Annotated in this window: 19 protein-coding genes and 4 pseudogenes; 10 read left to right on the top strand and 13 right to left on the bottom strand. The window is 69.8% G+C overall.

The features are described from left to right. Positions 1-496, top strand: a pseudogene (locus tag IE318_RS02400) (IS5 family transposase); the annotation flags it as partial. A gap of 1,058 nt (positions 497-1,554) precedes the next feature. On the opposite strand, the gene IE318_RS02405 reads toward IE318_RS02400, so the two are convergent. The 3 genes from IE318_RS02405 to IE318_RS02415 all read right to left on the bottom strand — a co-directional run bounded on the left by IE318_RS02405 (position 1,555) and on the right by IE318_RS02415 (position 4,665). Further along, positions 1,555-2,340 carry an SDR family NAD(P)-dependent oxidoreductase gene (locus IE318_RS02405; protein ID WP_189895783.1) on the bottom strand — a complete coding sequence of 262 codons (786 nt, stop codon included), beginning with the start codon at positions 2,338-2,340 and terminating at the stop codon, positions 1,555-1,557. A gap of 68 nt (positions 2,341-2,408) precedes the next feature. After that, complete coding sequence (locus tag IE318_RS02410; protein WP_229903298.1) at positions 2,409-3,803, bottom strand: MFS transporter; 1,395 nt, start codon at positions 3,801-3,803, stop codon at positions 2,409-2,411. Between the two features lie 166 nt (positions 3,804-3,969). Then, on the bottom strand, positions 3,970-4,665 hold the full coding sequence (locus IE318_RS02415) for a type 1 glutamine amidotransferase domain-containing protein (RefSeq protein WP_189895785.1): 696 nt from the start codon (positions 4,663-4,665) through the stop codon (positions 3,970-3,972). Between the two features lie 123 nt (positions 4,666-4,788). Between IE318_RS02415 and IE318_RS02420 the strand changes: the two genes are divergently transcribed. The 3 genes from IE318_RS02420 to IE318_RS02430 all read left to right on the top strand — a co-directional run bounded on the left by IE318_RS02420 (position 4,789) and on the right by IE318_RS02430 (position 7,927). Next, complete coding sequence (locus IE318_RS02420; RefSeq protein WP_189895786.1) at positions 4,789-5,745, top strand: LysR family transcriptional regulator; 957 nt, start codon at positions 4,789-4,791, stop codon at positions 5,743-5,745. A 235-nt stretch (positions 5,746-5,980) separates the two neighbouring features. Continuing rightward, positions 5,981-7,219 carry an MFS transporter gene (locus IE318_RS02425; RefSeq protein WP_189895787.1) on the top strand — a complete coding sequence of 413 codons (1,239 nt, stop codon included), beginning with the start codon at positions 5,981-5,983 and terminating at the stop codon, positions 7,217-7,219. Between the two features lie 54 nt (positions 7,220-7,273). Further along, positions 7,274-7,927 carry a TetR/AcrR family transcriptional regulator gene (locus tag IE318_RS02430; RefSeq protein ID WP_229903299.1) on the top strand — a complete coding sequence of 218 codons (654 nt, stop codon included), beginning with the start codon at positions 7,274-7,276 and terminating at the stop codon, positions 7,925-7,927. Here IE318_RS02430 and IE318_RS02435 read toward each other — a convergent pair. From IE318_RS02435 to IE318_RS02460, 6 genes are all read right to left on the bottom strand, one after another. Then, positions 7,887-8,327 carry an integrase core domain-containing protein gene (locus tag IE318_RS02435; protein WP_189895788.1) on the bottom strand — a complete coding sequence of 147 codons (441 nt, stop codon included), beginning with the start codon at positions 8,325-8,327 and terminating at the stop codon, positions 7,887-7,889. The two genes, IE318_RS02430 and IE318_RS02435, sit on opposite strands and share 41 nt — an antisense overlap. Positions 8,328-8,441: 114 nt before the next feature. Further along, the gene (locus IE318_RS02440) at positions 8,442-8,723 is read right to left on the bottom strand and encodes an IS3 family transposase (protein WP_189896417.1); all 282 of its coding nucleotides are present in this window, start codon (positions 8,721-8,723) and stop codon (positions 8,442-8,444) included. 104 nt (positions 8,724-8,827) lie between these two features. Then, positions 8,828-9,964, bottom strand: coding sequence for a VanZ family protein (locus IE318_RS02445; RefSeq protein WP_189895789.1), 1,137 nt, complete (start codon positions 9,962-9,964; stop codon positions 8,828-8,830). A gap of 253 nt (positions 9,965-10,217) precedes the next feature. After that, positions 10,218-10,967: an SDR family NAD(P)-dependent oxidoreductase gene (locus tag IE318_RS02450; RefSeq protein ID WP_189895790.1), complete on the bottom strand. Its 750-nt coding sequence runs from the start codon at positions 10,965-10,967 to the stop codon at positions 10,218-10,220. 92 nt (positions 10,968-11,059) lie between these two features. After that, on the bottom strand, positions 11,060-11,464 hold the full coding sequence (locus tag IE318_RS02455) for a nuclear transport factor 2 family protein (protein WP_189895791.1): 405 nt from the start codon (positions 11,462-11,464) through the stop codon (positions 11,060-11,062). A 38-nt stretch (positions 11,465-11,502) separates the two neighbouring features. Continuing rightward, positions 11,503-12,513 (bottom strand): zinc-dependent alcohol dehydrogenase family protein, encoded by a 1,011-nt coding sequence (locus IE318_RS02460; RefSeq protein ID WP_189895792.1) that lies wholly within the window; start codon positions 12,511-12,513, stop codon positions 11,503-11,505. Between the two features lie 94 nt (positions 12,514-12,607). On the opposite strand from IE318_RS02460, the gene IE318_RS02465 reads away from it, so the two are divergent. Next, on the top strand, positions 12,608-13,198 hold the full coding sequence (locus IE318_RS02465; RefSeq protein WP_189895793.1) for a TetR/AcrR family transcriptional regulator: 591 nt from the start codon (positions 12,608-12,610) through the stop codon (positions 13,196-13,198). Between the two features lie 192 nt (positions 13,199-13,390). Here the strand turns inward: IE318_RS02465 and IE318_RS02470 are convergent, their stop codons facing one another. Then, the gene (locus IE318_RS02470; RefSeq protein ID WP_189895794.1) at positions 13,391-14,860 is read right to left on the bottom strand and encodes a hypothetical protein; all 1,470 of its coding nucleotides are present in this window, start codon (positions 14,858-14,860) and stop codon (positions 13,391-13,393) included. A gap of 385 nt (positions 14,861-15,245) precedes the next feature. On the opposite strand from IE318_RS02470, the gene IE318_RS02475 reads away from it, so the two are divergent. Continuing rightward, positions 15,246-15,446 (top strand): hypothetical protein, encoded by a 201-nt coding sequence (locus tag IE318_RS02475; RefSeq protein ID WP_189895795.1) that lies wholly within the window; start codon positions 15,246-15,248, stop codon positions 15,444-15,446. A 38-nt stretch (positions 15,447-15,484) separates the two neighbouring features. Here IE318_RS02475 and IE318_RS02480 read toward each other — a convergent pair. Then, positions 15,485-15,813: pseudogene (locus IE318_RS02480) on the bottom strand (LexA family protein); the annotation flags it as partial. Positions 15,814-15,917: 104 nt separating this feature from the next. Here IE318_RS02480 and IE318_RS02485 point away from each other — a divergent pair. The 3 genes and pseudogenes from IE318_RS02485 to IE318_RS02495 all read left to right on the top strand — a co-directional run. Then, positions 15,918-16,046: pseudogene (locus IE318_RS02485) on the top strand (NrdR family transcriptional regulator); the annotation flags it as partial. Between the two features lie 102 nt (positions 16,047-16,148). After that, positions 16,149-16,373: pseudogene (locus IE318_RS02490) on the top strand (type I glyceraldehyde-3-phosphate dehydrogenase); the annotation flags it as partial. 43 nt (positions 16,374-16,416) lie between these two features. Further along, on the top strand, positions 16,417-17,451 hold the full coding sequence (locus IE318_RS02495; protein ID WP_189895796.1) for a 2-hydroxyacid dehydrogenase: 1,035 nt from the start codon (positions 16,417-16,419) through the stop codon (positions 17,449-17,451). 631 nt (positions 17,452-18,082) lie between these two features. Here IE318_RS02495 and IE318_RS02500 read toward each other — a convergent pair. Next, positions 18,083-18,505 (bottom strand): pyridoxamine 5'-phosphate oxidase family protein, encoded by a 423-nt coding sequence (locus tag IE318_RS02500; RefSeq protein WP_189895797.1) that lies wholly within the window; start codon positions 18,503-18,505, stop codon positions 18,083-18,085. Between the two features lie 290 nt (positions 18,506-18,795). Here IE318_RS02500 and IE318_RS46460 point away from each other — a divergent pair, with 290 nt between their 5' ends. Then, on the top strand, positions 18,796-19,416 hold the full coding sequence (locus IE318_RS46460; protein ID WP_373311057.1) for a universal stress protein: 621 nt from the start codon (positions 18,796-18,798) through the stop codon (positions 19,414-19,416). Here the strand turns inward: IE318_RS46460 and IE318_RS02510 are convergent. After that, the gene (locus IE318_RS02510; protein ID WP_030166725.1) at positions 19,313-19,666 is read right to left on the bottom strand and encodes an ArsR/SmtB family transcription factor; all 354 of its coding nucleotides are present in this window, start codon (positions 19,664-19,666) and stop codon (positions 19,313-19,315) included. The two genes, IE318_RS46460 and IE318_RS02510, sit on opposite strands and share 104 nt — an antisense overlap. Positions 19,667-19,766 lie beyond the last annotated feature (100 nt).

Raw genomic sequence — 19,766 nt, forward strand, 5'->3', positions numbered from 1 at the left:
TGTGCGATCGACTCGGTGAACATGCGGGCCCTGAAAAGGGGGAGCTGACAGGCCCGAATCCTGTGGACCGGGGCAAGCACGGCTCGAAGATCCACTTGATCACCGAGCGGTCCGGTCTGCCCTGTCCGTCGGTATCTCGGGTGCCAACGTCCACGACAGCCAGGCCCTGATCCCGCTCGTGCAGGGGATACCGCCGATCCGGTCCCGGCGCGGCCGACGGCGCCGCAAGCCGGGCAAGCTCCACGGCGACAAGGGCTACGACTACGACCACCTGCGGCGCTGGTTACGCGGCCGCGGCATCACACCACGCATCGCTCGCAAGGGCATGGACTCCGGCCAGCGGCTGGGCCGGCACCGCTGGACCATCGAACGCACCATGGCCTGGCTCGCAGGATGTCGACGTCTACATCGCCGCTACGAGCGCAAAGCCAGTCACTTCCTGGCCTTCACCAGCATTGCCTGCACCCTCATCTGCTACCGCAGACTCACCAAATGAGACGGCCTGTAAGTAGCCACGCAGGACCCTCTCATGAACCATGACCAGACTGTAGGCGGGACCACCGACACCCCGCTCCGCCGTGTCGGCGGCGGATGGGTCAGCTACCCGTGGGCGATGAGGGAGGCGGCCTGTTTGAGGCGCCGGACTTGCTATCCAGTGCGTGCCACGACTCCCTGCAGCCAGCGTGCTTTTCTCAGCTCGGGCTGGAACTGGGACAGGGGCAAGGCAGGTTGCCGATCGTGCCATGCGCTTGTTCTGCCCGGAGCGGCGGTTCGGCCCCCTACGGTGAGCGGCGTGACGGTCCCGATCATCGGCGGCTCGACGCCGCGGCCGCCGACACGGTGATGGCGCTTGCCTTCTCGGCTGCCCTCGCCTTGTACTGGGCGTGCGGGGAGCAGCTCGGCGCCCGCAGGCTGTACCCATCGGGGCAGGGACCATCCCCGCGGGTGCGGGGATGGTCCCCAGTCGTACGGGATCAGCAGGTCGTAGACCGTGTGCTCCCAGCGCCTGCGGGGATGGTCCCCGGCGCAGGTGCGCCTCTTGTTCGGGGCCGAAGTGCTCCCCGCGCCCGCGGGGGTGGTCCCGGGGTCATCGGTCACTGCCCTGAGAGGGCGTCGTGCTCCCTGCGCCCGCGGGGATGGTCCCGTCGAGCCGAAGCTGAAAGCGCCGGCGCCGAGGTGCTCCCCGCGTCCGCGGGGATGGTCCCCACTCGGCTGAGAAGCGTTGGTGAGGTGAGCAGGACCGCAGCTGATCTCTCGCCTCGTAGCCGAGCAGGAAGAAGATCGTTCTTTTCGGGACGGCCAGATCGACGCCGTCGAGGACGTTCAGGACTTGCGCAGCCCGCTCGCCGCGATGGCCAAGTCGGTCAGTCGGTCATGGGAGATGCTCCCCTTCTGCTGGCTGCGGATTTACAGGCTGCGGGCGATGACGTCGCCGTAGGCGGTGGTGGCACGGATGTGAGACCGTCCCGCGTCGGTCGGCATGTACCGCGTGTTCTGAAAGCGGCCGGTGCCTTCCAGGCTGCCGTCTTCGTCAGCCGGTCCGGTCCACGCCCATCAGAGCAGCGGGTCGGTGATCGCGGCCAGCCGGCGCCGGTATCCGGGGTCGTAGGCCTCGGCTGCCGCCCGGGCTTCCTGACGGCCGTCGAAGTACCGCCCGGTCACTCCGGCCAGCTCGGGAGCGTCGACCAGGCGCCGGGTAGCGGCCACCCCTTGCTCGAGTGAGTCGACGAAGTCCATGCCGGAGTTCTGGGACATGGTGGTCGGCATGAACGCCGCGGGGTGAAGGCTGTTGACGGTGACGCCGCTTCCGGAGAGTTCCTGGGCGAGGTCCAGGCTGTGGCAGATCAGGGCCAGCTTGGAACGGCAGTAGGCAGCAACGTCTGTGTATTCGCGGGTGAGTTGGGGATCGTCGAGGTCCACCGGCTGCTGCCCCATGGAGGCGACGTTGACGATGCGCGAGGGTACGGCGCGGCGCAGCAGCGGCAGGAGTGCCCGGGAGAGTGCCACCGGGGCCAGGTAGTTGACGGCCAGGCGCAGTTCGTGGCCGTCCTTGGAGGTCAGCCGTTCGGTGCCCTCGGCGTGGAAGCCGACGCCGGCGTTGTTGACGAGCACGTCCAGCCGGTCGTGCGCGGCGGCGACATCGGCGGCGAGGCGCCGGACTTCGTCCAGCGACGAGAAGTCCGCCTGGTAGGGCACGCCACCGGTGGTCTCCGCGACGCCGGCGAGCCGGGCCTTGTTGCGGCCGTGCAGCAGCAGCGTGTGCCGGCCGTCGGCGGCCAAGTCCTCCGCCAGGGCACGGCCGAGCCCGTCGGAGGCGCCAGTGATCAGGATCGTTGCCATGTGGTTCACCTTTCGGGCGCGGGCGGCAGCGTGTGCCGCCCGCGCATGAGGGGGTGGGGGTAGGGGGCCTAGCAGGCCGGGCAGGCCGGGCAAACCGGTCCGGCGCCAGGCTTGCTCGCGGCTTTGGGAGCGCCCGCGTGTCTGTGGTCGCCAGGGGTCGCGGCCATGCCGAAGCGTGCGAAGAGAGCGATCAGAGCGAACGCGGCGCTGGCGATGGCGAAGCACGTCGTGAAGCGGGGCTCGGCGGGCGGATGGCCCTGACCTGCCGTTGCGACGAGTGTGGCCACAAGGGCGCTGGCCACCGCGCTGCCCACCGAGCGGGCCACGGAATTGACACCGTTGGCGACTGCAGTCTGCTCCGGCGGCACCGCGGCGAGCAGGACGGCCGGCAACGCGGCGAAGCCGAACGCGATCGCGACGCCGACGAGCATGCCGGAGCCGAGGACCGCCGCACTGCTGCTGTGCCAGGCCGCGAGCAACGCGAACCCGACGACACCCGTGACCGCACCCATGGCGAGGGTTTGTCGCGGCCCGGTGCGACGCACCAGGGTGCCGGCCAGTTGTGCGGCCACCAAGGAGACCAGCGAGGACGGCAGCAGATACTGGAGGGAGGCGCCGAGGGCGGAGGCGCCGAAGCCGTAGCCGGCGGACGGCGGGACCTGCACCAGTGCCGACACGAGGATGAACTGCGAGAACATCGCGAAACCCAGCAGCAGCCCCGCGAGGTTGGCGAAGAACACCGGCCTGCGGACGAGTACGCGCATGTCGACCAGGGGATCCGGCATGGACTGCTCCACCCGTACCCAGATGGTTGCGGCTGCACCGCTTGCGGCCAGGCACCCCAGCGTCCAGCCGGAGGTCCAGCCCCACACAGTGCCCCGCGATATCGGGAGCAGCAGCAAGACGAGCGTGACGGTCAGTCCCGCGGCACCTCGCCAGTCCGTGTGTCCGCCGCTCGCCGCACTGGAGGCGGGAACGTATACCGCGATCGCCACCAGGCTCAGCACGGAAACGGCCGTCGCCAGCCACAAAACGCGGTGGTAGTCGGGTGCGTCGCCCCGGGTGAGCAGGCCCGCGCCTACCAGTGCCAGGCCGGTTCCGAATGCGAGGGTGCCGCTGACCGTACCCATGGCCGCGGGGAGGCGTCGGGCGGGCAGTTCCGCGCGCAGCACCGCTTGCGCGAGCGGGAAGACGGCCGTTGACGCCCCCTGCAGGACCCGTCCTGCGATCAGCAGGGGCAGGCTGTCGGTGAGGGCGGCCAGCACGGATCCAGCGACGGTGACGGCCAGCACGCCGAGCAGGACGGGCCGCCTGCCGTATTGGTCTCCCATCCTGCCGAGCAGCGGTGTACAGACGGCGGCGGACAGCAGGGTGGCGGTGGTCAGCCAGCTGACGTCGGCGGCCGAGGCGTGCAGGTCCCGTTGGATGGTGCCGAGGATCGGTACCAGCAGCGTCTGCATCATCGATACGACCATGGCGCCCAGCCCCAGGGCCGGGACGAGCCCCCGGCCGCCGCGCGGGCGCCGGAGGGTCGGGGAGTGACCGGGCCCGGGGTTCAGCCCATGATCTTGGAGCGGCGTTGTCATGAAGAGGCGTTTCTGTGTGTCGGGGAATGCCCGGGCCGGCGGTTCAGCCGATGGTCTTGAGCAGAGCCTCGGCCAGCGGTGCGGAGGAGGCGGGGTTCTGCCCGGTGTGCAGGCTGCGGTCCACGATCACGTGCGGCGCCCAGGGCTCGGCCGCGGAATAGTCGGCGCCCAGGGCCACGACGCGGTTCTGCAGCAGCCAGGGCAGCCCGTCGGCGAGACCGGTCTGCTGCTCCTCGGCCGCACTGAAGCCGGTGAGCCGGTAGCCGGCGAACGGCCAGGTGCCGTCTTCCTCTTCGGTGGCGAGCAGTGCCGCGACACCGTGGCACACCAGGCCGAGGGGCGTGCCCGCGTCCAGCGTGGTGCGCAGCAGCCGGGCGGAGTCGGCGTTCTGCGCGAGGTCTTGCATCGGGCCGTGTCCGCCCACGTAGAAGACGGCGGCGTAACGGGAGGGATCGATGCCGGCCAGGTCGAGCGGTCGGCGAAGTTCGGCGGCGGCGTCCAGCGCGACCGCGACCGCGGCGGCACCCTCTGGGCCGCCATTGACCTCGGGCCGGAGGCTGGCGGGGTCGACGGTGGGTGCGGCGCCGCCCGGCGTGGCGACAGACACCTGGTACCCGGCCTCGGTGAAGGCGCGGTAGGGCGCCAGGAACTCCTCGGCCCAGTAGCCGGTGGGGTGCTCGGTGCCGTCGGCCATCGTCAGACGGTCGGCGCCGGTGATCACCATGAGGATCTCAGACATGTCGCATGTGCTTTCTCGACGTCCCGGAGTGCCCGGGTGGGGAACGGGCCGCCGGTGGACCGGCGGCGGAACGTCAACGACACTAGGTCGCAGATCCATCAGCAAACCAATAGGGAAGCCGATATGACCCAACAGAAGTCCGATGGCTCCGAGGCTGGTCCCGACCCCCGCCCGACCGGCAAAGGGTCCCTGGACCTGGGTCTGTTGCGGACCTTCTTGGCTGTGCACCGGGCCAGCTCGTTGACGGCCGCAGCCCGGGAGCTGGGCATCTCCCAGCCCACCGTGAGCGCGCAGGTACAAGCCCTGGAGGCGCACCTGGGCCGCCAGCTCTTCGAGCGCCTGCCCAGGGGTGTGGCCCCGACCACGGTGGCCGATGCGCTGGCCGGAGAGATCGCCGCCCCGCTCGACGCGCTGGCCGCTGTCGCAGACCGGGGACGGCCTGGCGTGCAGGCGTTCCCCGAACCGGTGCATCTGGCCGGTCCCGCCGAGATGCTCGCGGTACGGGCACTGCCCGCCCTCGCCCCGCTGACGGTGGGCGGCATCCAGCTCCGTGTCACCACCGGCCTGGCCGACGAACTCCTCGACGGCCTCCAGGCCGGGCGGTTCGACCTGGTCCTGTCCGCCGTACGCCCCCGGGGCCGCGTCATGGCCGCGGTCCCGCTCATGGACGAGGAGTTCGTCCTCGTCGCGGCACCGGCCTGGGCCGGACGGATCGGACCGCTCACCTGCGACGACCCGGGGCCGCTCCGGGACGTCCCGCTCGTCGCGTACGCCGAGGACCTGCCGCTGCTGCGCCGGTACTGGCGCCACGTCTTCCGGGCACGCCTGTCCGCGCGACCCGCCGTCGTCGTCCCGGACCTGCGCGGGGTGCGGTCTTCTGTCGCCGCCGGTTCGGGCGTGACGGTCCTGCCGCGCTACCTGTGCGAGGACGACCTCGCCTCGGGGGCGCTCGTCACACTGCTGTCCCCCGAGGACCCGCCCATCAACACCGGTTTCCTGGTCCAGCGGACAGGCGCCCTGCCCCGCCCTCCCGTCACAGCCGTACGGGAATGCCTCCTGCGCGCCGCGCAGTCATGGTGACTGCAGCCGGTTTCCACTCCCGCTATCGCGATCCTGACGACCCGCCCACTCGCCGGCCCAAGGCGACGTCTCCAAGCTGAGCAGGCTCTGCGTGCGGTAGTGCAGATTCGACTGCCATAGGCCCATGGCCCGGCTGTGCCGTGTGAGGGGTGGCGACCTGCGGTGGCATTCATTGTTTGAGTCGACTCATACATTTTCTTGTTAGGGTGTCGATCGTCCCTACAGAAAGCCGATCATGTCTCTCAACACCCCACTCTCGGCGAGGCGGCGCTGGCTGGCCGTGGTCCTCATCGCCCTGGGCGCCTTTGCGCTCGTCTTCATCGAGCTTCTTCCGGTCGGGATGCTCCCGACGGTGAGTCGAAGCCTGCACGTCAGTGAGGGAACCGCGGGTCTGGTTGTCACGGTGACCGCCTGGGTCGCGGCGGTCACCGCGCCTCTGATCCCGCTCGCTGTCGGCCGGCTCGACCGGCGCTGGGTTCTTGCATCACTCACCCTGATGCTCGTCATCTCCAGCCTGCTGGCCATCGTCGCGAACTCATTCACCGCGCTCCTGATCGCCCGGGCCGTCCTGGGTCTTGCCGCCGGAGGGTTCTGGGCGGCCGGCATACTCGCGGCCACCGCCCTGATGCCCGAGCGCGCGCACACGGCGTCGTCGCTCGTCTTTGGCGGAATCGCACTTGGAACGGTACTCAGCGCCCCGGTCGGCTCCTTCCTCGTCGGGTTCATGCAGTGGAACCAGGTCTATGCCATCGGCCTCGTTCTCGGGCTGCTCGTCTTTGTCCTGCAACTGCTGCTGTTGCCGCCGATCCGCGCCGAGCGCGCTGTTGGTCTCCGCGACTTCGGTGCCGTGCTGCGTTCCCCCGCTCTGGTGACGGTACTTGCACTCGTGGTGCTGCTCGTCATCGGCAACTTCGCCGGATTCACGTTCATCACCCCCTACCTGCAGCAGGTGACCCACGCGACGCCCACGACGGTGAGCGTGCTCCTGCTGGTCTACGGCCTGATCACCTTCCTCGGTAACTTCGCCGGCGGACAGTTCGCCGGAAAGAGCAGCATGGCGACCGTTGTGGTCACGGCGATCCTGTTCGTCGTCGGGCTGGGCCTGCTGATCGCCTTCGGAAGGAGTCTCCCGGTTGTCATCGGCGGCCTCGTCCTGTGGGCTCTGGCTTGGAGCGCGACTCCAGTCGGCACTCAGGTCCTCCTCTTCGTTGTCGCGAACAAGGCAGGGCACCCCGTCGACGCGGCGCAGGCTCTGAACACGAGCGTCTTCCAGGCGTCCATCGGTCTTGGCGCCCTCGTCGGCGGGGCGGCCGTAAACGCAGCGGGAGTTGGGAGCGCCATGGCTCTCGCCACGATCGTCCTGACGGTCGCGTTGCTGACCTCGATCGCCTTGAGCAGCGCGTTGCGCCGCCGCGCACGCTCCGTTCCCGGTGCCGGCTCGGAGCTGTCCGATCACGAGCTGGCGGCCTCGTAGGAGCAGGAACGCCGTCGCACCCTCGGTAGGATTGTAGGAACCGACTCCAGACGGGTGGACGCTGTGAATTCTCCGGCCATCGCGCGCGCGCAGCGCTTTACTGCCAAGGGCCAGGCGACCCGCGCCCGCATCATCCAGGTTGCTTCGAAGCTGATGCTCGAGAAGGGCGTAAGCGGCACCAGTCTTGACGAGGTTCAGAAGGCCGCCGGAGTCAGCGGATCCCAGCTGTATCACTACTTCGGGACCAAGAACGCGCTGGTGCAGGAGGTCATCGCCCTTCAGGGCTCGCTCGTTCTCGGTGCGCTTGAGCCTTTGGTGGTAGGACTCGATTCGTTCGAAGGGCTCGAACGATGGCGGGACTACTACGTCGACGAGCGTGAACGGATCGAGTGCATTGGCGGCTGCCTGCTCGGCTCCTTCGCCGGCGAGGTGTCCGAACTCGATGAGACCTGTCGCCAGGAGCTCGTTGCCAACTTCGACAAGTGGGAACTGCCCCTTCGCGTCGCGCTGACGGCCATGCGTGACCGCGGTGAACTGCGGCAGGACGCGGAACCCGAGACTCTCTCGACCGCTCTGCTCGCTGCTCTCCAGGGCGGCACTCTCCTCTCGCAGGTCCAGCGAAGCAGCCGCCCACTGCACCTCGCGCTGACGACCGTCATCGACCAGATCAGGACGTATGCTGCCGACCGGCTAGCGCATTTCGAGTGAACGTCCAACATGTCAATCCCCTCGCAGCGTGGAGACGATCTATGCGGCCAGTCCCTCGGCGAGGGGTGGCCCGGTAGTCACGTTCGTAGTCGATCGGGCTCTTGAGCCCGCATACGCTGTGCAGCCGCCTGGTGTTGTGGAAGCCGGTGATCCAGGTGGCGATCTTGACGCGGGCCTCGGTGCGGGTGCGGAAGGTGTGCCGGTGCACGTACTCCACTGTGAGGACGCTGTTGAACGCCTCGCTCACGGCGTTGTCGAAGCAAGATCCAACTCTGCCCATCGACTGGACAATGCCGAGCCTTCGACACGCCCGCTTGAACCGACGCGAGCAGTACTCGCTGCCCCTGTCCGTGTGTATGATCACGCCACGCACATCGCCGCCGCGGGTGGCCGCGGCCATGTTCAGTCATGCGACGACCAGGTCGGCGTCGTGACGGGCGGCCATCGCGTAGCCGAGTAGCCGGCGGGAGAACAGGTCGATGACCGTCGCCAAGTACAGCTTGCCCTCGCCCGTTTAGATCTCGGTGAGATCGCCCACCCAGACAAGATCGGGTTCCTCCGCGGTGACGTCCCGGTGCACGAAGTCCGGGGCGGCTGCCCGTCTGCCCGGCCTCGTCAGCGACCGGCGTCCGCGGATCTTACGTCCGGCCGGCCCGAGCTCGGCCATGACCTTCGCGACCGTGTTCACCGATACCCGCCAGCCTGCGCGCACCAGCTCGATGAACACCTTCGGCGAGCCGTAGGTGCTGCCCGAGCCGTGGAAGATCTCCTCGATCTCCTCGGGGGTCCGCCTCAGCTACTTCACCCACAAGGCCACGAATCGCTTGCACACATCACGCCCTACCTTTCTTCTCGGGTCTGAGCCGGTCTGGCATCTCTCCAACGCCCCACTCCGGGCCGTCACGGGCAACCTTCGGTTGCCTCATCCGGACCGCTGTCGACGCGTGCTGCGAGGCGGACGCCAAGCAGGCGTCCGGCGGAGCTGACTGTCACCTTCAGTGACCTGACGGCCGGAGTGCGGTCGTCGCCGTATGGATAGGTGACGTTCCATGCCCAGCCGGGACCGTCGGCGGCACGCTTCACCACCGCCCGCTCGGTGTCGACGGTGGGGTAGTGCACCGCCACGTACCGGCTGGCGGCCTCCTCGGCGGCGGCCGCGTCGCGCACAGCCCCGGCGGAGCCCGGGATGGGGTAGCCGGCCGGCACGCCCCCGACCTTGGTAGCGGCCGACACGTCGATCTGGAACCGGTTCTGGTCGGGCCAGTCCATGGAGGCCATACCGCTCGGTTGCAGTTCGGCCCAGACCGTTTCGTTCAAGCCCTCTACACCGCACGGCGTGTTGTCCAGGACGCTGCCGACCCTGAAGTCGTCACCCAGCGCCTCGCGGACCGCCTGCCTGAGCGCCGCACGCTGTTCCTCGGACGCCTGCCTGCTCGGCTCGGCATGGTCGACGACGCGCACGTCGACGGCGGTCGTCATCAGGCAGGCGACGGCCGCGAAAGCCGCCGTCGTAGCGACCGTGAACCAGCGGCGGCGCGTGGGCCAGGGGGACCGCCGCGAACCAGTGAGGCGAGGGGACAGGACCCCGGCGCCCACGCCCGCGGCGGCGCCCGCGACATTGGTGATCAGGTCGTTGGTGTCGCAGTATCTGCCGATTACGGGAAGGACGGCCTGGACGCTCTCGATCCCGCAGGCCAGGAGGAGGGACAGCAGCAGGGGAGGTACAGGGCGCTGGGCCGCGCGCATGCCGAAGAAGCCGATCGGCACGAACAGTGCGACGTTCATCCAGCCCTGGGCCGTCCCGAACGCCTCCCACACGTCCTTGCTGACCGTGCACCTTACCGCCCCTGTACCGACGGGTCTGAACCAGAGCGTCAGGAACAAGGTGGCCGTCGTCGATGCCGCCCAGGCCGCGTAGACCCAGGGCCGGTCGGAGCGGCTACGGAGGACGTGCGCGGTGACCCCCAGCACCGCGGCGGAGACGAGGGTAACGAGGAGGACGTACAGCAGATGCCCCCCAAATACGAGAGCGAACAATGCGAGCCTTTCATGGAGCGTGAGGGGATGGGCCGACAGCGCACGGGACCCGGCTCGTCGGAGATCACCGTGTCGCCCTCAGGTCATAGCCGTTGGTTCGACCCATGACCAAGCTGTAACGGCCGGTCCACCACGTGCGGACACATGTCGGGCCGCCTTTTCAGCGCGGCAGCGAGTACGGCAGTTCGGTCAGCGCGGACGAGATCCTCGAACGCCTCGCCGGATATCTGAACCGAATTCCTGACTCAGGACACTAGTACTGGCCGCCGGTGGGGAAGAGTGTGTCGCCGGTGATCCACCGGGCGTCTTCGGACGCCAGGAAGGCTGCGACGGGGCCGATGTCCTCGGGGACGCCTATGCGGCCCAGAGGAATCTGGGCGACGAGCGCGCGTTCGGCGTCGGTGCCGATCAGACCGGTGGCCCGGACGCCTTCGGTGTCGGCGAGTCCTGCGGCGATGGCGTTGACGCGGATGCGCCGGGGTGCGAGTTCGATGCTGAGGGTGCGGGTGATGCCGAGCAGGGACGTCTTGGTGGCGGTGTACAGGGAGGCGTTGGGCTGGGCGAAGGACACGCCGACACTGGTGATGTTGATGACGCTGCCGCCGTCGGCCTCGCGCTGCCTGGCGAATTCCTGGGTGGCGAGCAGGGTGGCCAGGACATTGGTGTCGAAGTGGCGGTGGAACTCGGCCACGGTGATGGACTCCAGCGGTCCGAAGCGGAAGACCCCCGCGTTGTTGACGAGGATGTCGACGGGGCCGAACGCGTCACGGGTGGTGGCGAAAAGGGCGGAGACATCGTCAGGTTGGGCGACGTCCGCCTGGACGGCGATGGCATGGCCACCGTCCTTGCGGATCTTGTCGACGACGGTGTCGGCGGCTGTGGCGTCGTGGGCGTAGTTGACTGCCACTGCCGCTCCGTCGGCCGCCAGCCGGGCCGCGATGCCCGCACCGATGCCCTTGCCGGCTCCGGTAACAACGGCGACTCTTCCGTTGAGCTTGGTCATGTCTGAGGCTCCTGTAGTCAGGTGCGGTGTTGAACTGCCATGGACCGGTGGGTGGCAGCCGTTCGCGGACGGCTGCCACCCACCGCGTCGGATCAGGCCCGTAGCGCTTCGGGGTTGCTGTAGACGCGCGCCCCGGCGAGCCGACCGTGCTCGTCGCGGTCGATCCAGACCGTGGAGGCCACGGTGGTGTTCGTACCGTCAGCGAAGGTGAAGGTGTTGGTGGCTTCGTGAACGAAGTGCTGATCGGTGCCGTAGAGGTTCCGTTCGTCGTGGACGATGCCGGCGAGCTGCTGCCACCCCTGCGCGAGAGCCGTGCGCACGGCGTCGTGGCCCTCGAGGGTGAGGGCGCCGTTGTCCAGGACGAGGCGTACGTCCGGTGCCATCAAGGCGACGTACGCGTTGACGTCCAGGGTCTCGATGACCCGCAGCACCTCGGCGAACCAGGCGAGTCCCTGGTCGCTGAGCTGGTTGATGCGCACCTTGTCGAAGTCGGCCATGAAAGGCTTCCGTTCTGCCGCGCCGGTATGGGGCCGGGTCAGCTGAGTTCGATGACGACCTTGCCGAACAGTCCGCCGGAGGTCTGAGTGGTGTAGGCAGCGGGGGCGTCGAGGAAGTCGATCCGCTGGTCGATCACCGGGTGGATGTCGTGGGTCTCGACGAAGCGCACGAGGTCGTCGTGCATGGCCCGGCTGCCGACCGCGACACCACGGACGCGCGCCTGCTTGCCGAGCAGGGCGTACCCGTCCAGCGGCTCGCCTGCAACGTCGAACAGTCCGAGGGTGGCGACCTCGCCGCCGGGCGCGAGCGCGGTCAGGGCCTGGGACATGATCGATACGCCGACGATGTCGACCACCTTGTCCACGCCGCCGGACAGCTCGAACACCGCCTGGCCCCACTGGGGTTCGGTGACGCTGTTCACGAAGCCGTCGACACCGAGCCGGACCAGTGCCTCGCCCGTCGCGTCCTTCCGGACGGTCGCGTACACGCGGGCGCCGGCGGCGCGGGCGAGTTGCAGGGCGAACAGCGACACGCCGCCGCTGCCGATGATCAGGGCGGTGCTGTCCGCGGTGATCGGCTGGTCGCCGAAGAGCGCGTTCCAGGCGGTCAGCGCGGCCACGGGCAGGGTTGCGGCCTCGGCGTGGTCGAGGTTCGCCGGTGCCTTCATGACGCGTTCGGCAGGCAGGACGACGTACTCGGCGAGCACTCCGTCCTCCTCCAGCGCGCCCAGACCCAGGCCCATCGCGGCAGGCGGACGGCCGTCGCTCCAGCCGAGCACGTGCAGGTTGGTGACCCGGTCGCCCACACGCCACTGCTCGACCTGCGGGCCGACGGCATCGATCTCACCGGCGACGTCCGAGAGCGGGACCAGGTCGCGGCCCGGCAGCCGTCCGAACGGGCCCTTCAGAACCAGCTGGTCGCGGTAGTTCATCGAGATCGCCCGGACGCGAATGCGCACCTCGCCGGGCCCCGGCACCGGCACCGGCACCTCGTCGAGCACCAGCTTCGCCGCATCGGTCACGTCTGCCGGGAGTATCCAGCGCTTCATCGGTTTCCCTCCGTAGGTAACTAACCGGATGTTTACCAGCAGACACCCGATCGCCGAGATTGTCAATAACTGGTTATTTACTTAAGGTGGGGCCATGTCACGAGATGCCGCTGCCACGCGCAGGAAGATCCTTGACGCCGCCGTGGAGGAGTTCTCCGCACGAGGCTTCGCAGGGGCCCGCATCGAGCGGATCTCCGAAGTCGCCGCGGCGAACAAGCGGATGATCTATGTCTACTTCGGCAACAAGGAGGGCCTGTTCAGCGCCGTCCTCCACCATGTGATCGGAACACTGATCGCCGAGGTCCCGGTCACCGAGGACGACCTGCCCGGCTACGCCGGCCGGATGTTCGATCATCTGCTGACCCACCCCGAGGCGCTGCGGCTGAGCCTGTGGCGCCAGCTGGAACGCCCCGCCATCGGACCGGACGCGGCCGACGTCTACACCTCGAAGGTGCAGGCCATGGCCGGGCAGCACGGCCCCGCGCACCCGAGCGGCCTGCCGGCGACCGACCTGCTCGTCCTCGTCCAGGGCATGGCGGCCAGCTGGCTGATCAGCCCGGCCGACCTCTTGGCCGCCGACGGCGCCGACCCCACCTCGGCCGACCGCCTGGCCGCCCACCGGGCCGCCCTGGTCGAAGCCGTCCGCAGAGTCATCACCCCCGACTCACACCCGACCGGGAAGTGACCTGAGGAATATGGATATTGCGCTACATCTGCCCAGGTTCGACGTCCCCGGCGGCCCCCAGGCGCTGCCTTCCGTACTGACCGCCACCGCCCGCGCCGCCGACGAGACGGGCTTCTCGGCGCTGACGCTGATGGACCACTGGTTCCAGATGGAACAACCCGGAACCACCGCCTTCGACCCCATGCTCGAGGGCTACACCACCCTCGGCTTCCTCGCGTCGAGTCCGTACGGCCACAGCCTCTCCGGGGCAAGGAGCTGTTCGCCAGCGTCGGCGGCCTGCCGGTAGAGGGTTTTGGCGCCCTCCCAGTCCCCAGCTCGCTCCCGCATCCACGCCAGGCTGAACAGGGCAGAGGCCTCGCCGGCGTCGGCGGCTTGCCGGGCCAAGGCTTCGGCGCCCGCCCGGTCCCCGGCCCGCTCCCGCATCCGCGCCAGGTCGGTCAGGGCATCCAGGTGGCCGGCGTCAGAGACCTTGCGCCAGAGGTGGTGGGCCCACTGCAAGCGCTGCCGATGGTCGGCGGCGGTGGCGAGGTTGCGGAGGTCGTCGGGGTCGGTGAGATGGGTGTGGGCAGCGTGCCAGAAGGAGGCGGGCGGGCAGAGCCTTCGGCGAGTGGTGCGACCGTGCTGTTCGAGGTAGTCCGCGAGGCGGAAGACGGGTCCTGACACCGTAACGGGCGTCGTGGTCGGTGCCAGAATGCGCGGGGGGCGGGTAGCGGTGCGGCGCAGGGGGGCTTGTTTGCCGTGGACGGGGCGTGCGAGAGCGACGAAGGCGGCTTCGGCCCAGTCTTCGGTGAGCTGGTCGCAGTCGTCGTCAGTGAGGTAGCCGGTGGCGGCATCGATGAGGAAGGCTTGAGGGAGGTGGAGTCCGACGCCGAGGCGGCGGGCGTCCATCGCGGCCTCCAGCAGGGCTTTGACGGGCGGAGTGCCGTGCTCGTAGCGGCGCATGAGTTCGGGTGCGCCGGCAAGGTCCTGGGTGACCCGACCGTGGGCGTGGGCGCGGGTGAGGACGTCCTGCATGAACCGGTCGCCGCTTTGGGCAAGGGCGGAAGCGGCATGGAGCGCTTCCTTGCCGAAGGCGTCGGGGACCGTGAGGGTCCGTCCGGTCAGGAGTTCACGGACCCGGCTATGCGGATCGGGCTCCCCGGGGACGGGCAGGGCCGTGTATGAGTCGGCGTACTCGGGCCACAAGGTGCCCAGGACGAGGACCGGCCCGCGGTCGGTGTGGGTGAGCAGAGTGTGCAGTGCGGCCGCGATGCGCTCGCCGGCCTGGGGATGGCCAAGGTAGTGCTGGGCCTCGTTGAGCCACACCACCGTGCGGGGCCCCACGCGGCCGAGGTCGGCGAGCGCGGCCTCGGCCCGGGTCGGATCGTAGGGGTGCCACAGCCGCCACCCCTCGGCGGCGAGTAGCTGGACGGCCTCCCAGCACGCCCGCGTCTTGCCGGTCGAAGACGATCCGACCAGCACCAGCATCCGACTGCGACCCCCTGCCGCATCACCCACCGCCTCGGCCAGGGCCTGGTCGTGGGCGCGGCGCACATAGCCGGGCAGCGCCCGCTGCGCCCGGGCAGCGGAGCCAGCTGCGGCGGTGGCGGTTCCGGCGGGATGGACCTCCAGGTCGTGAGGATCCCACTGCCCGATCGGCTTGCCGAGCCCCTCATCCGGCACATGCAAAGGATCGGCCTCGCCGGCCGCGGTCCGTCGCAGTTCCAGCAGCTGCTCGACCGGCAGGTCCAGTTTGCCGGCGAGCGCCGCGACCGTCGCGGCAGATGGAAGAGGCCCGTCGAGCTGGAAAGCCGCCTGGATGGTCGTGCGTCCCAGTCCCGTTCGGGTGGCGAGTTGGGTCTTGGTCAGCCCCTCGTGGGCCAGAGCGTCTTCCAGCGCTTACGCAGCTCAGTGAGTGCCACCGCACGCTCATCGGATCCCCCGCCCACATGGACCCCCAGCCTTGTGTGTTCAACGGTGTTCATCATCGTCCGGCCGGACCACGGCGAACATCGTTTCCGCGACCTTCGATCACGTCAACATCCCGCCTGTTTACGGGGAGATAGCCGTGAACCACATCGCCATCGTCCTGCTCGGCGCCGCCCTGGTCGTCGTGTTCGCGCTCCTGGCCGCCGCGGCCGCGGGCACACTCGCCCGCCTCGATGGCGCCACGTACCCCGCCGCCCTCATGCGCGCCGCCACCGCCTTCACCGCCGTCCTCACCCTCGCCGCTGTCGTCACCGGCGCACTCGCCCAGTTCCTCTCCTGAGGCCGCCAGCGTCAGGGCGGAAGACGTCTTCGACGGACGAGGATCGGTCTGCCCGCGGCGATCCGGCCCATCAGCGGGACGTAGGACGCGGCGGGCTTGTCCGCGGTGTCCGTGGGCTGTCGCGTGGCTAGCTGGTCCGAGCCGCTGCACCTCGTGCGCGCGTGGGCGGTGCGGATCGTGCCGCGGGAAGCCCTTGCGCTCGAGCACCATGAGCTGGTGTGCCACCGAGGAGGTACTGGACAGCCCGACGGCCTGGCCGATCTCCCGCATGGACGGCGGCACGGTGCCGCGCCGCTGCACCGAGTCCCTGATGACCTCGATCACGCGGCGCCTGGCGTTCGGTGAGGCCCGAGCTGTCCGCCGGGATGTCTCGAGGTCGGCCCCGGCAGGGAACGCTTGTGTCCTCCGGATTCGCGGCTTCGTGGGCACTTCTGCCCCGCTCAGCCGCAGGGTGAGGAGGGGGTGGGGTCCATGCACTGCCCCTTCTGCAGGTACCCCGACAGCCGCGTCGTCGACAGCCGTACGACAGACGACGACACGTGGATCCGTAAGCGCCGCCAGTGCCTCGACTGCTCTCGCCGGTTCACGACCGTGGAGACGTAAGGTCACCGCGCGAGCCAAGGTCACCGCGCGAGCCCGGGAACGGCGCGAAGAGGGGCCTTCGGTCCCTGATCACAGGGCCACGGACGAGGTCAACGCCGTTTCCGGGTGGCCGCCGAGGGGTCGCTGAAGGGGATCCGCGCGTGTCCGACGCCCCGATCGTCTCCCGTGACATCGTCGGCCGATCCCGCCTCGTGCGTCCTGGACGCATCGCTCACCCAGGCGCACGGAGACATGGTCAAGGTCTTCGGCTGGTACGACAACGAGTGGGGTCACAGGAACCGGCTGCTCGGCCTCACCGAGTACGTCGTCACCAGGTTTGCCTGACCCGACGGAGACCGGTCACCCCCCCCGCGAGGAGAGGAGAGCAGTGGAGATCGTCGCCTACGGTGTCCTCCTGGACGAGGAGCCGCTGTTGCGCCAGGCGTTCGACGAGGAGTTCGACGGCCGTCATGAGCTGCGCTGCCTGGGGCTGTTCCTGAACCGGGACACCGTCCCCACGGCGGCCGGCCACCAGGTCGTGCTCAGCAGCGTCAACGACACCCTCGACTCCGAGGTCCTGCGTTCGCTGGCGAAGGGCGGAACGAGGATGATCGCCCAGCGGGCCACCGGCTACAACAACATCGACCTGACCGCGGCCGAGGAACTGGGGCTGACCGTGGCGCGGGTGTCCTCCTACTCGCCGTACTCGGTCGCCGAGTTCGCCTGGACGCTCGCGCTGGCCGTCGACCGGCGCATCGTGCGTGCCGCGCATCGCACCCGGGAGTTCGATTTCCGGCTCGACGGGCTGATGGGCCGCGACCTGCGGGGCCGTACGGCCGGAGTGGTGGGCACCGGGAAGATCGGGACGGCGTTCGCCCGGATCGCGCACGGTTTCGGCATGCGGCTGCTGGGCTGGGACGTCGCCGAGAACCCCGACTGCCTGGCCCTGGGCATGGAGTACGTCGAGCGGGAGCGCCTGTTCGCCGAGGCGGACCTGGTCAGCCTGCACGTGCCACTGCTGCCGGACACCCATCACCTGGTGGACGCACGCGCCCTGGCGCTGATGAAGGACGACGCGATCCTGGTCAACTCCAGCCGGGGCGGCCTGGTGGACACCGACGCGCTCCTGGAGACCCTGCGCGCGGGACGGCTCAGCGGGGTCGGCCTCGACGTCTACGAGGAGGAGGCCGGGGTGTTCTACCTGGACAAGTCGCTGGAGGTGATGACCGACGAACGCCTGGCACGGCTGATGACCTTCAGCAACGTCCTGGTCACCTCGCACCAGGCGTACTTCACCCGGGACGCGGTGGGGCAGATCGCCGAGACCAGCGTGGGCAACGTCGCGGACTGGTTCGCCGGCCGCACCGGCGACAACACGCTCGTTTGGCCGGGGCTCGGTGCGGGGACAGGCACACCTCCGTGACAGGGGAATCGGCCCCCCGGACGACGGGCCAGAGGGGCCGATTCCGTCCGGAAAGGGGGGTCAGTCCGCGGAGGGCGTCCCGGACGCGGGCGACTCGGCGCCGGGCAGCATGGTCAGCAGCATGACGCTGGGCTCGGTGGCACGCACGGTGTGCGGGAGCCGCGCGCAGGTGGATCCAGCTCCCGGGCCGCGCCTCGGTCCTCTCCCCACCGAGGACGAGGTCGAGGTGACCATGGACGACCTGGATGACCACGGGCAGGGCCGAGGTGTGCTCGGTCAGTTCCTGTCCGGCGGCGAAGGCGAAGCCGACCGCGCGCAGCCGGTCGTCGCGGTACAGCACGCGGCTGAGCGTGCCGTCCTCGGGCACGGTCAGCTCGGCGGCCAGGTCGGTGATCACGGTGGCGGGCATACGGGTGACTCCTCAGGGCTGGGACGGGGTGGGCACGGCGATCCGACCGATGGCGCCCAGGGCGGCCTCGAGGACGCTCAGCCCGGTCTTCGGGCGGGCGAGGGCGTGGTGGACGCGGAGATCTCGCGGTCGTCGCGACCGTGTCGGCCGCTGAGCACCTCGGCCGACAGCTCGTACCGACGGTTCGGCTGCCGCCGGGTCGTCGCGCCGCACGGCGGTCGGTCAGTGTGCGCGCAGTCCGGCCCCGAGCTCGCGCCCGGTGACCATCTTCGACTCGATCCGGACGAAGACCGCCTTCCGTTGCGGCATCCAGGAGTCGGGGCCGACCTTGGACAGCCGTTCGTGTTCGGCCGGGTCGGTCACGACGGTGGCCCGTCCGGTGATCACCACACTCCATCCGGAACGCGTCGTGGCGTCGAACTCGTCCGCCTCGAAGGCGACCACCACGCCGTCGATGGCGCGCACCAGGTCCGAGGCCGGTGAGGTGCGCAGCACCACGGCGGCGTCCGTGTCCAGGGAGAAGTTGATCGGGAGGACCGCGGGCAGTGCCTGCCGGGTGTACACCACACGGCCGACCGGCACCTTGGCCAGCAGGCGCAGGCACTCCTGCCGGTCGAGTGCGTGAAAACCGTCGTCGTGGAGCATCCCTCCATCCTCTGCGCGGCCGCCGCGACGGGATAGGGCCGGTCGGCCCTGTCCCGCGCAGCCGGGACCTGCCGGGTCCACCACCACGGGGCCGTCCGTCCGCCGGGAGGGACGCATGGCCCATGCCGTGGCCGGGCCGGGGTCACGGACAGTGGCGTCGGGATGCCGCACCGCAGGCAAGGGGCCCGCGGTGCGCGTGCGATCCCGTGGGCACAGTGCCACCACAAGAGGAAAAGGGCGGACACCATGGTCCAGCCGTGGAAGGGTGCCGAGCGAGCCCCGGCCGCAATATGCCCGGCCAGAAGGTGACCGGTCGGGAGCGGCCCCGGCTGGTGGTCGGCGTCGACGGGTCGTACGCCGGCAGCGCCGCAGTGCGCTGGGCGGCCGACCAGGCCCGGGAGCGGCACGCCGTCCTGGACATCGTGGCCGTATGGGAGGAGCCGCCCGAGCCGCCGGCCGGTCACGGGCGGTACGACGACGGGCCGTTGGAGATGGCCCGGGAGCGGCTGGAGCACGTGCTCACCGAGCCGGCCCGCGAACGGAACCTGCCCCAGCGCGTGCTCACCGCGCCGCTGCACGGCCGGCCCGGTGAGCAGCTCGTGCACCGGGCCGAGGGCGCGGAGCTGCTGGTCCTCGGCACCACCGGCATCGGCTCGCCCGACATCCCCGGTGGCGTCGGCCTGTACTGCCTGCGCCACAGCGCCACCCCGTCGTCTTCCTCCCCACGCCGGGCCAGCCGGATCCGTACCGACCGGGCCACGTCGACCCCACTCCGTCCCAAGGGGAGAGGCCGACGCGGACCCGTCGTCACTGCGACGGCGGGTTGGCCTCCGTCTGGGCGGCTCGCAGGTCGGCGAGCAGTTCGGCCTGACCGGCGAGTACGCCGGAAAGGATGGTGCGGGCGACCCTGAGCAGCTCGGCGATGTGCGGGCTGGTCAGGGAGTAGTAGACGGTGGACCCTTCCTTGCGGCTCACCACCAGGTTCGCCCGGCGCAGCACCGCGAGCTGCTGCGAGAGATGCGCCGGCTCGATCCCCACCTCCGGCAGCATCTCCGCCACCGCGTGCTCGCGCACACTCAGCAGCTCCAGCACCCGGATGCGCGCCGGGTGGCCGAGGGTCTTGAAGAACTCGGCCTTCAGTTGGTACAGCGGCGTACTCATCGCGCCGTCGCCTCCCCGGTGCACCGGCCCGGTCGCGCCGACCGGTCTCCGACGCCTCGCACCCGCCCATGTCTCGACACCATGGGACCCATCCTCGCCT

The organism is Streptomyces spiralis (assembly GCF_014654675.1).
Taxonomy (GTDB): Bacteria; Actinomycetota; Actinomycetes; order Streptomycetales; family Streptomycetaceae; genus Streptomyces; species Streptomyces spiralis.

Excerpts from the sequence above, each read along its gene's own strand:
- IE318_RS02415 (WP_189895785.1), bottom strand. The coding sequence starts at position 4,665 with ATGTCTGAGATCCTCATGGTGATCACCGGCGCCGACCGTCTGACGATG.
- IE318_RS02455 (WP_189895791.1), bottom strand. The coding sequence starts at position 11,464 with ATGGCCGACTTCGACAAGGTGCGCATCAACCAGCTCAGCGACCAGGGA.
- IE318_RS02510 (WP_030166725.1), bottom strand. The coding sequence starts at position 19,666 with ATGAGTACGCCGCTGTACCAACTGAAGGCCGAGTTCTTCAAGACCCTC.
- IE318_RS02435 (WP_189895788.1), bottom strand. The coding sequence starts at position 8,327 with ATGGCCGCGGCCACCCGCGGCGGCGATGTGCGTGGCGTGATCATACAC.
- IE318_RS02460 (WP_189895792.1), bottom strand. The coding sequence starts at position 12,513 with ATGAAGCGCTGGATACTCCCGGCAGACGTGACCGATGCGGCGAAGCTG.
- IE318_RS02420 (WP_189895786.1), top strand. The coding sequence starts at position 4,789 with ATGACCCAACAGAAGTCCGATGGCTCCGAGGCTGGTCCCGACCCCCGC.
- IE318_RS46460 (WP_373311057.1), top strand. The coding sequence starts at position 18,796 with ATGCCCGGCCAGAAGGTGACCGGTCGGGAGCGGCCCCGGCTGGTGGTC.
- IE318_RS02425 (WP_189895787.1), top strand. The coding sequence starts at position 5,981 with ATGTCTCTCAACACCCCACTCTCGGCGAGGCGGCGCTGGCTGGCCGTG.
- IE318_RS02465 (WP_189895793.1), top strand. The coding sequence starts at position 12,608 with ATGTCACGAGATGCCGCTGCCACGCGCAGGAAGATCCTTGACGCCGCC.
- IE318_RS02450 (WP_189895790.1), bottom strand. The coding sequence starts at position 10,967 with ATGACCAAGCTCAACGGAAGAGTCGCCGTTGTTACCGGAGCCGGCAAG.
- IE318_RS02500 (WP_189895797.1), bottom strand. The coding sequence starts at position 18,505 with ATGCTCCACGACGACGGTTTTCACGCACTCGACCGGCAGGAGTGCCTG.
- IE318_RS02410 (WP_229903298.1), bottom strand. The coding sequence starts at position 3,803 with ATGATGCAGACGCTGCTGGTACCGATCCTCGGCACCATCCAACGGGAC.
- IE318_RS02405 (WP_189895783.1), bottom strand. The coding sequence starts at position 2,340 with ATGGCAACGATCCTGATCACTGGCGCCTCCGACGGGCTCGGCCGTGCC.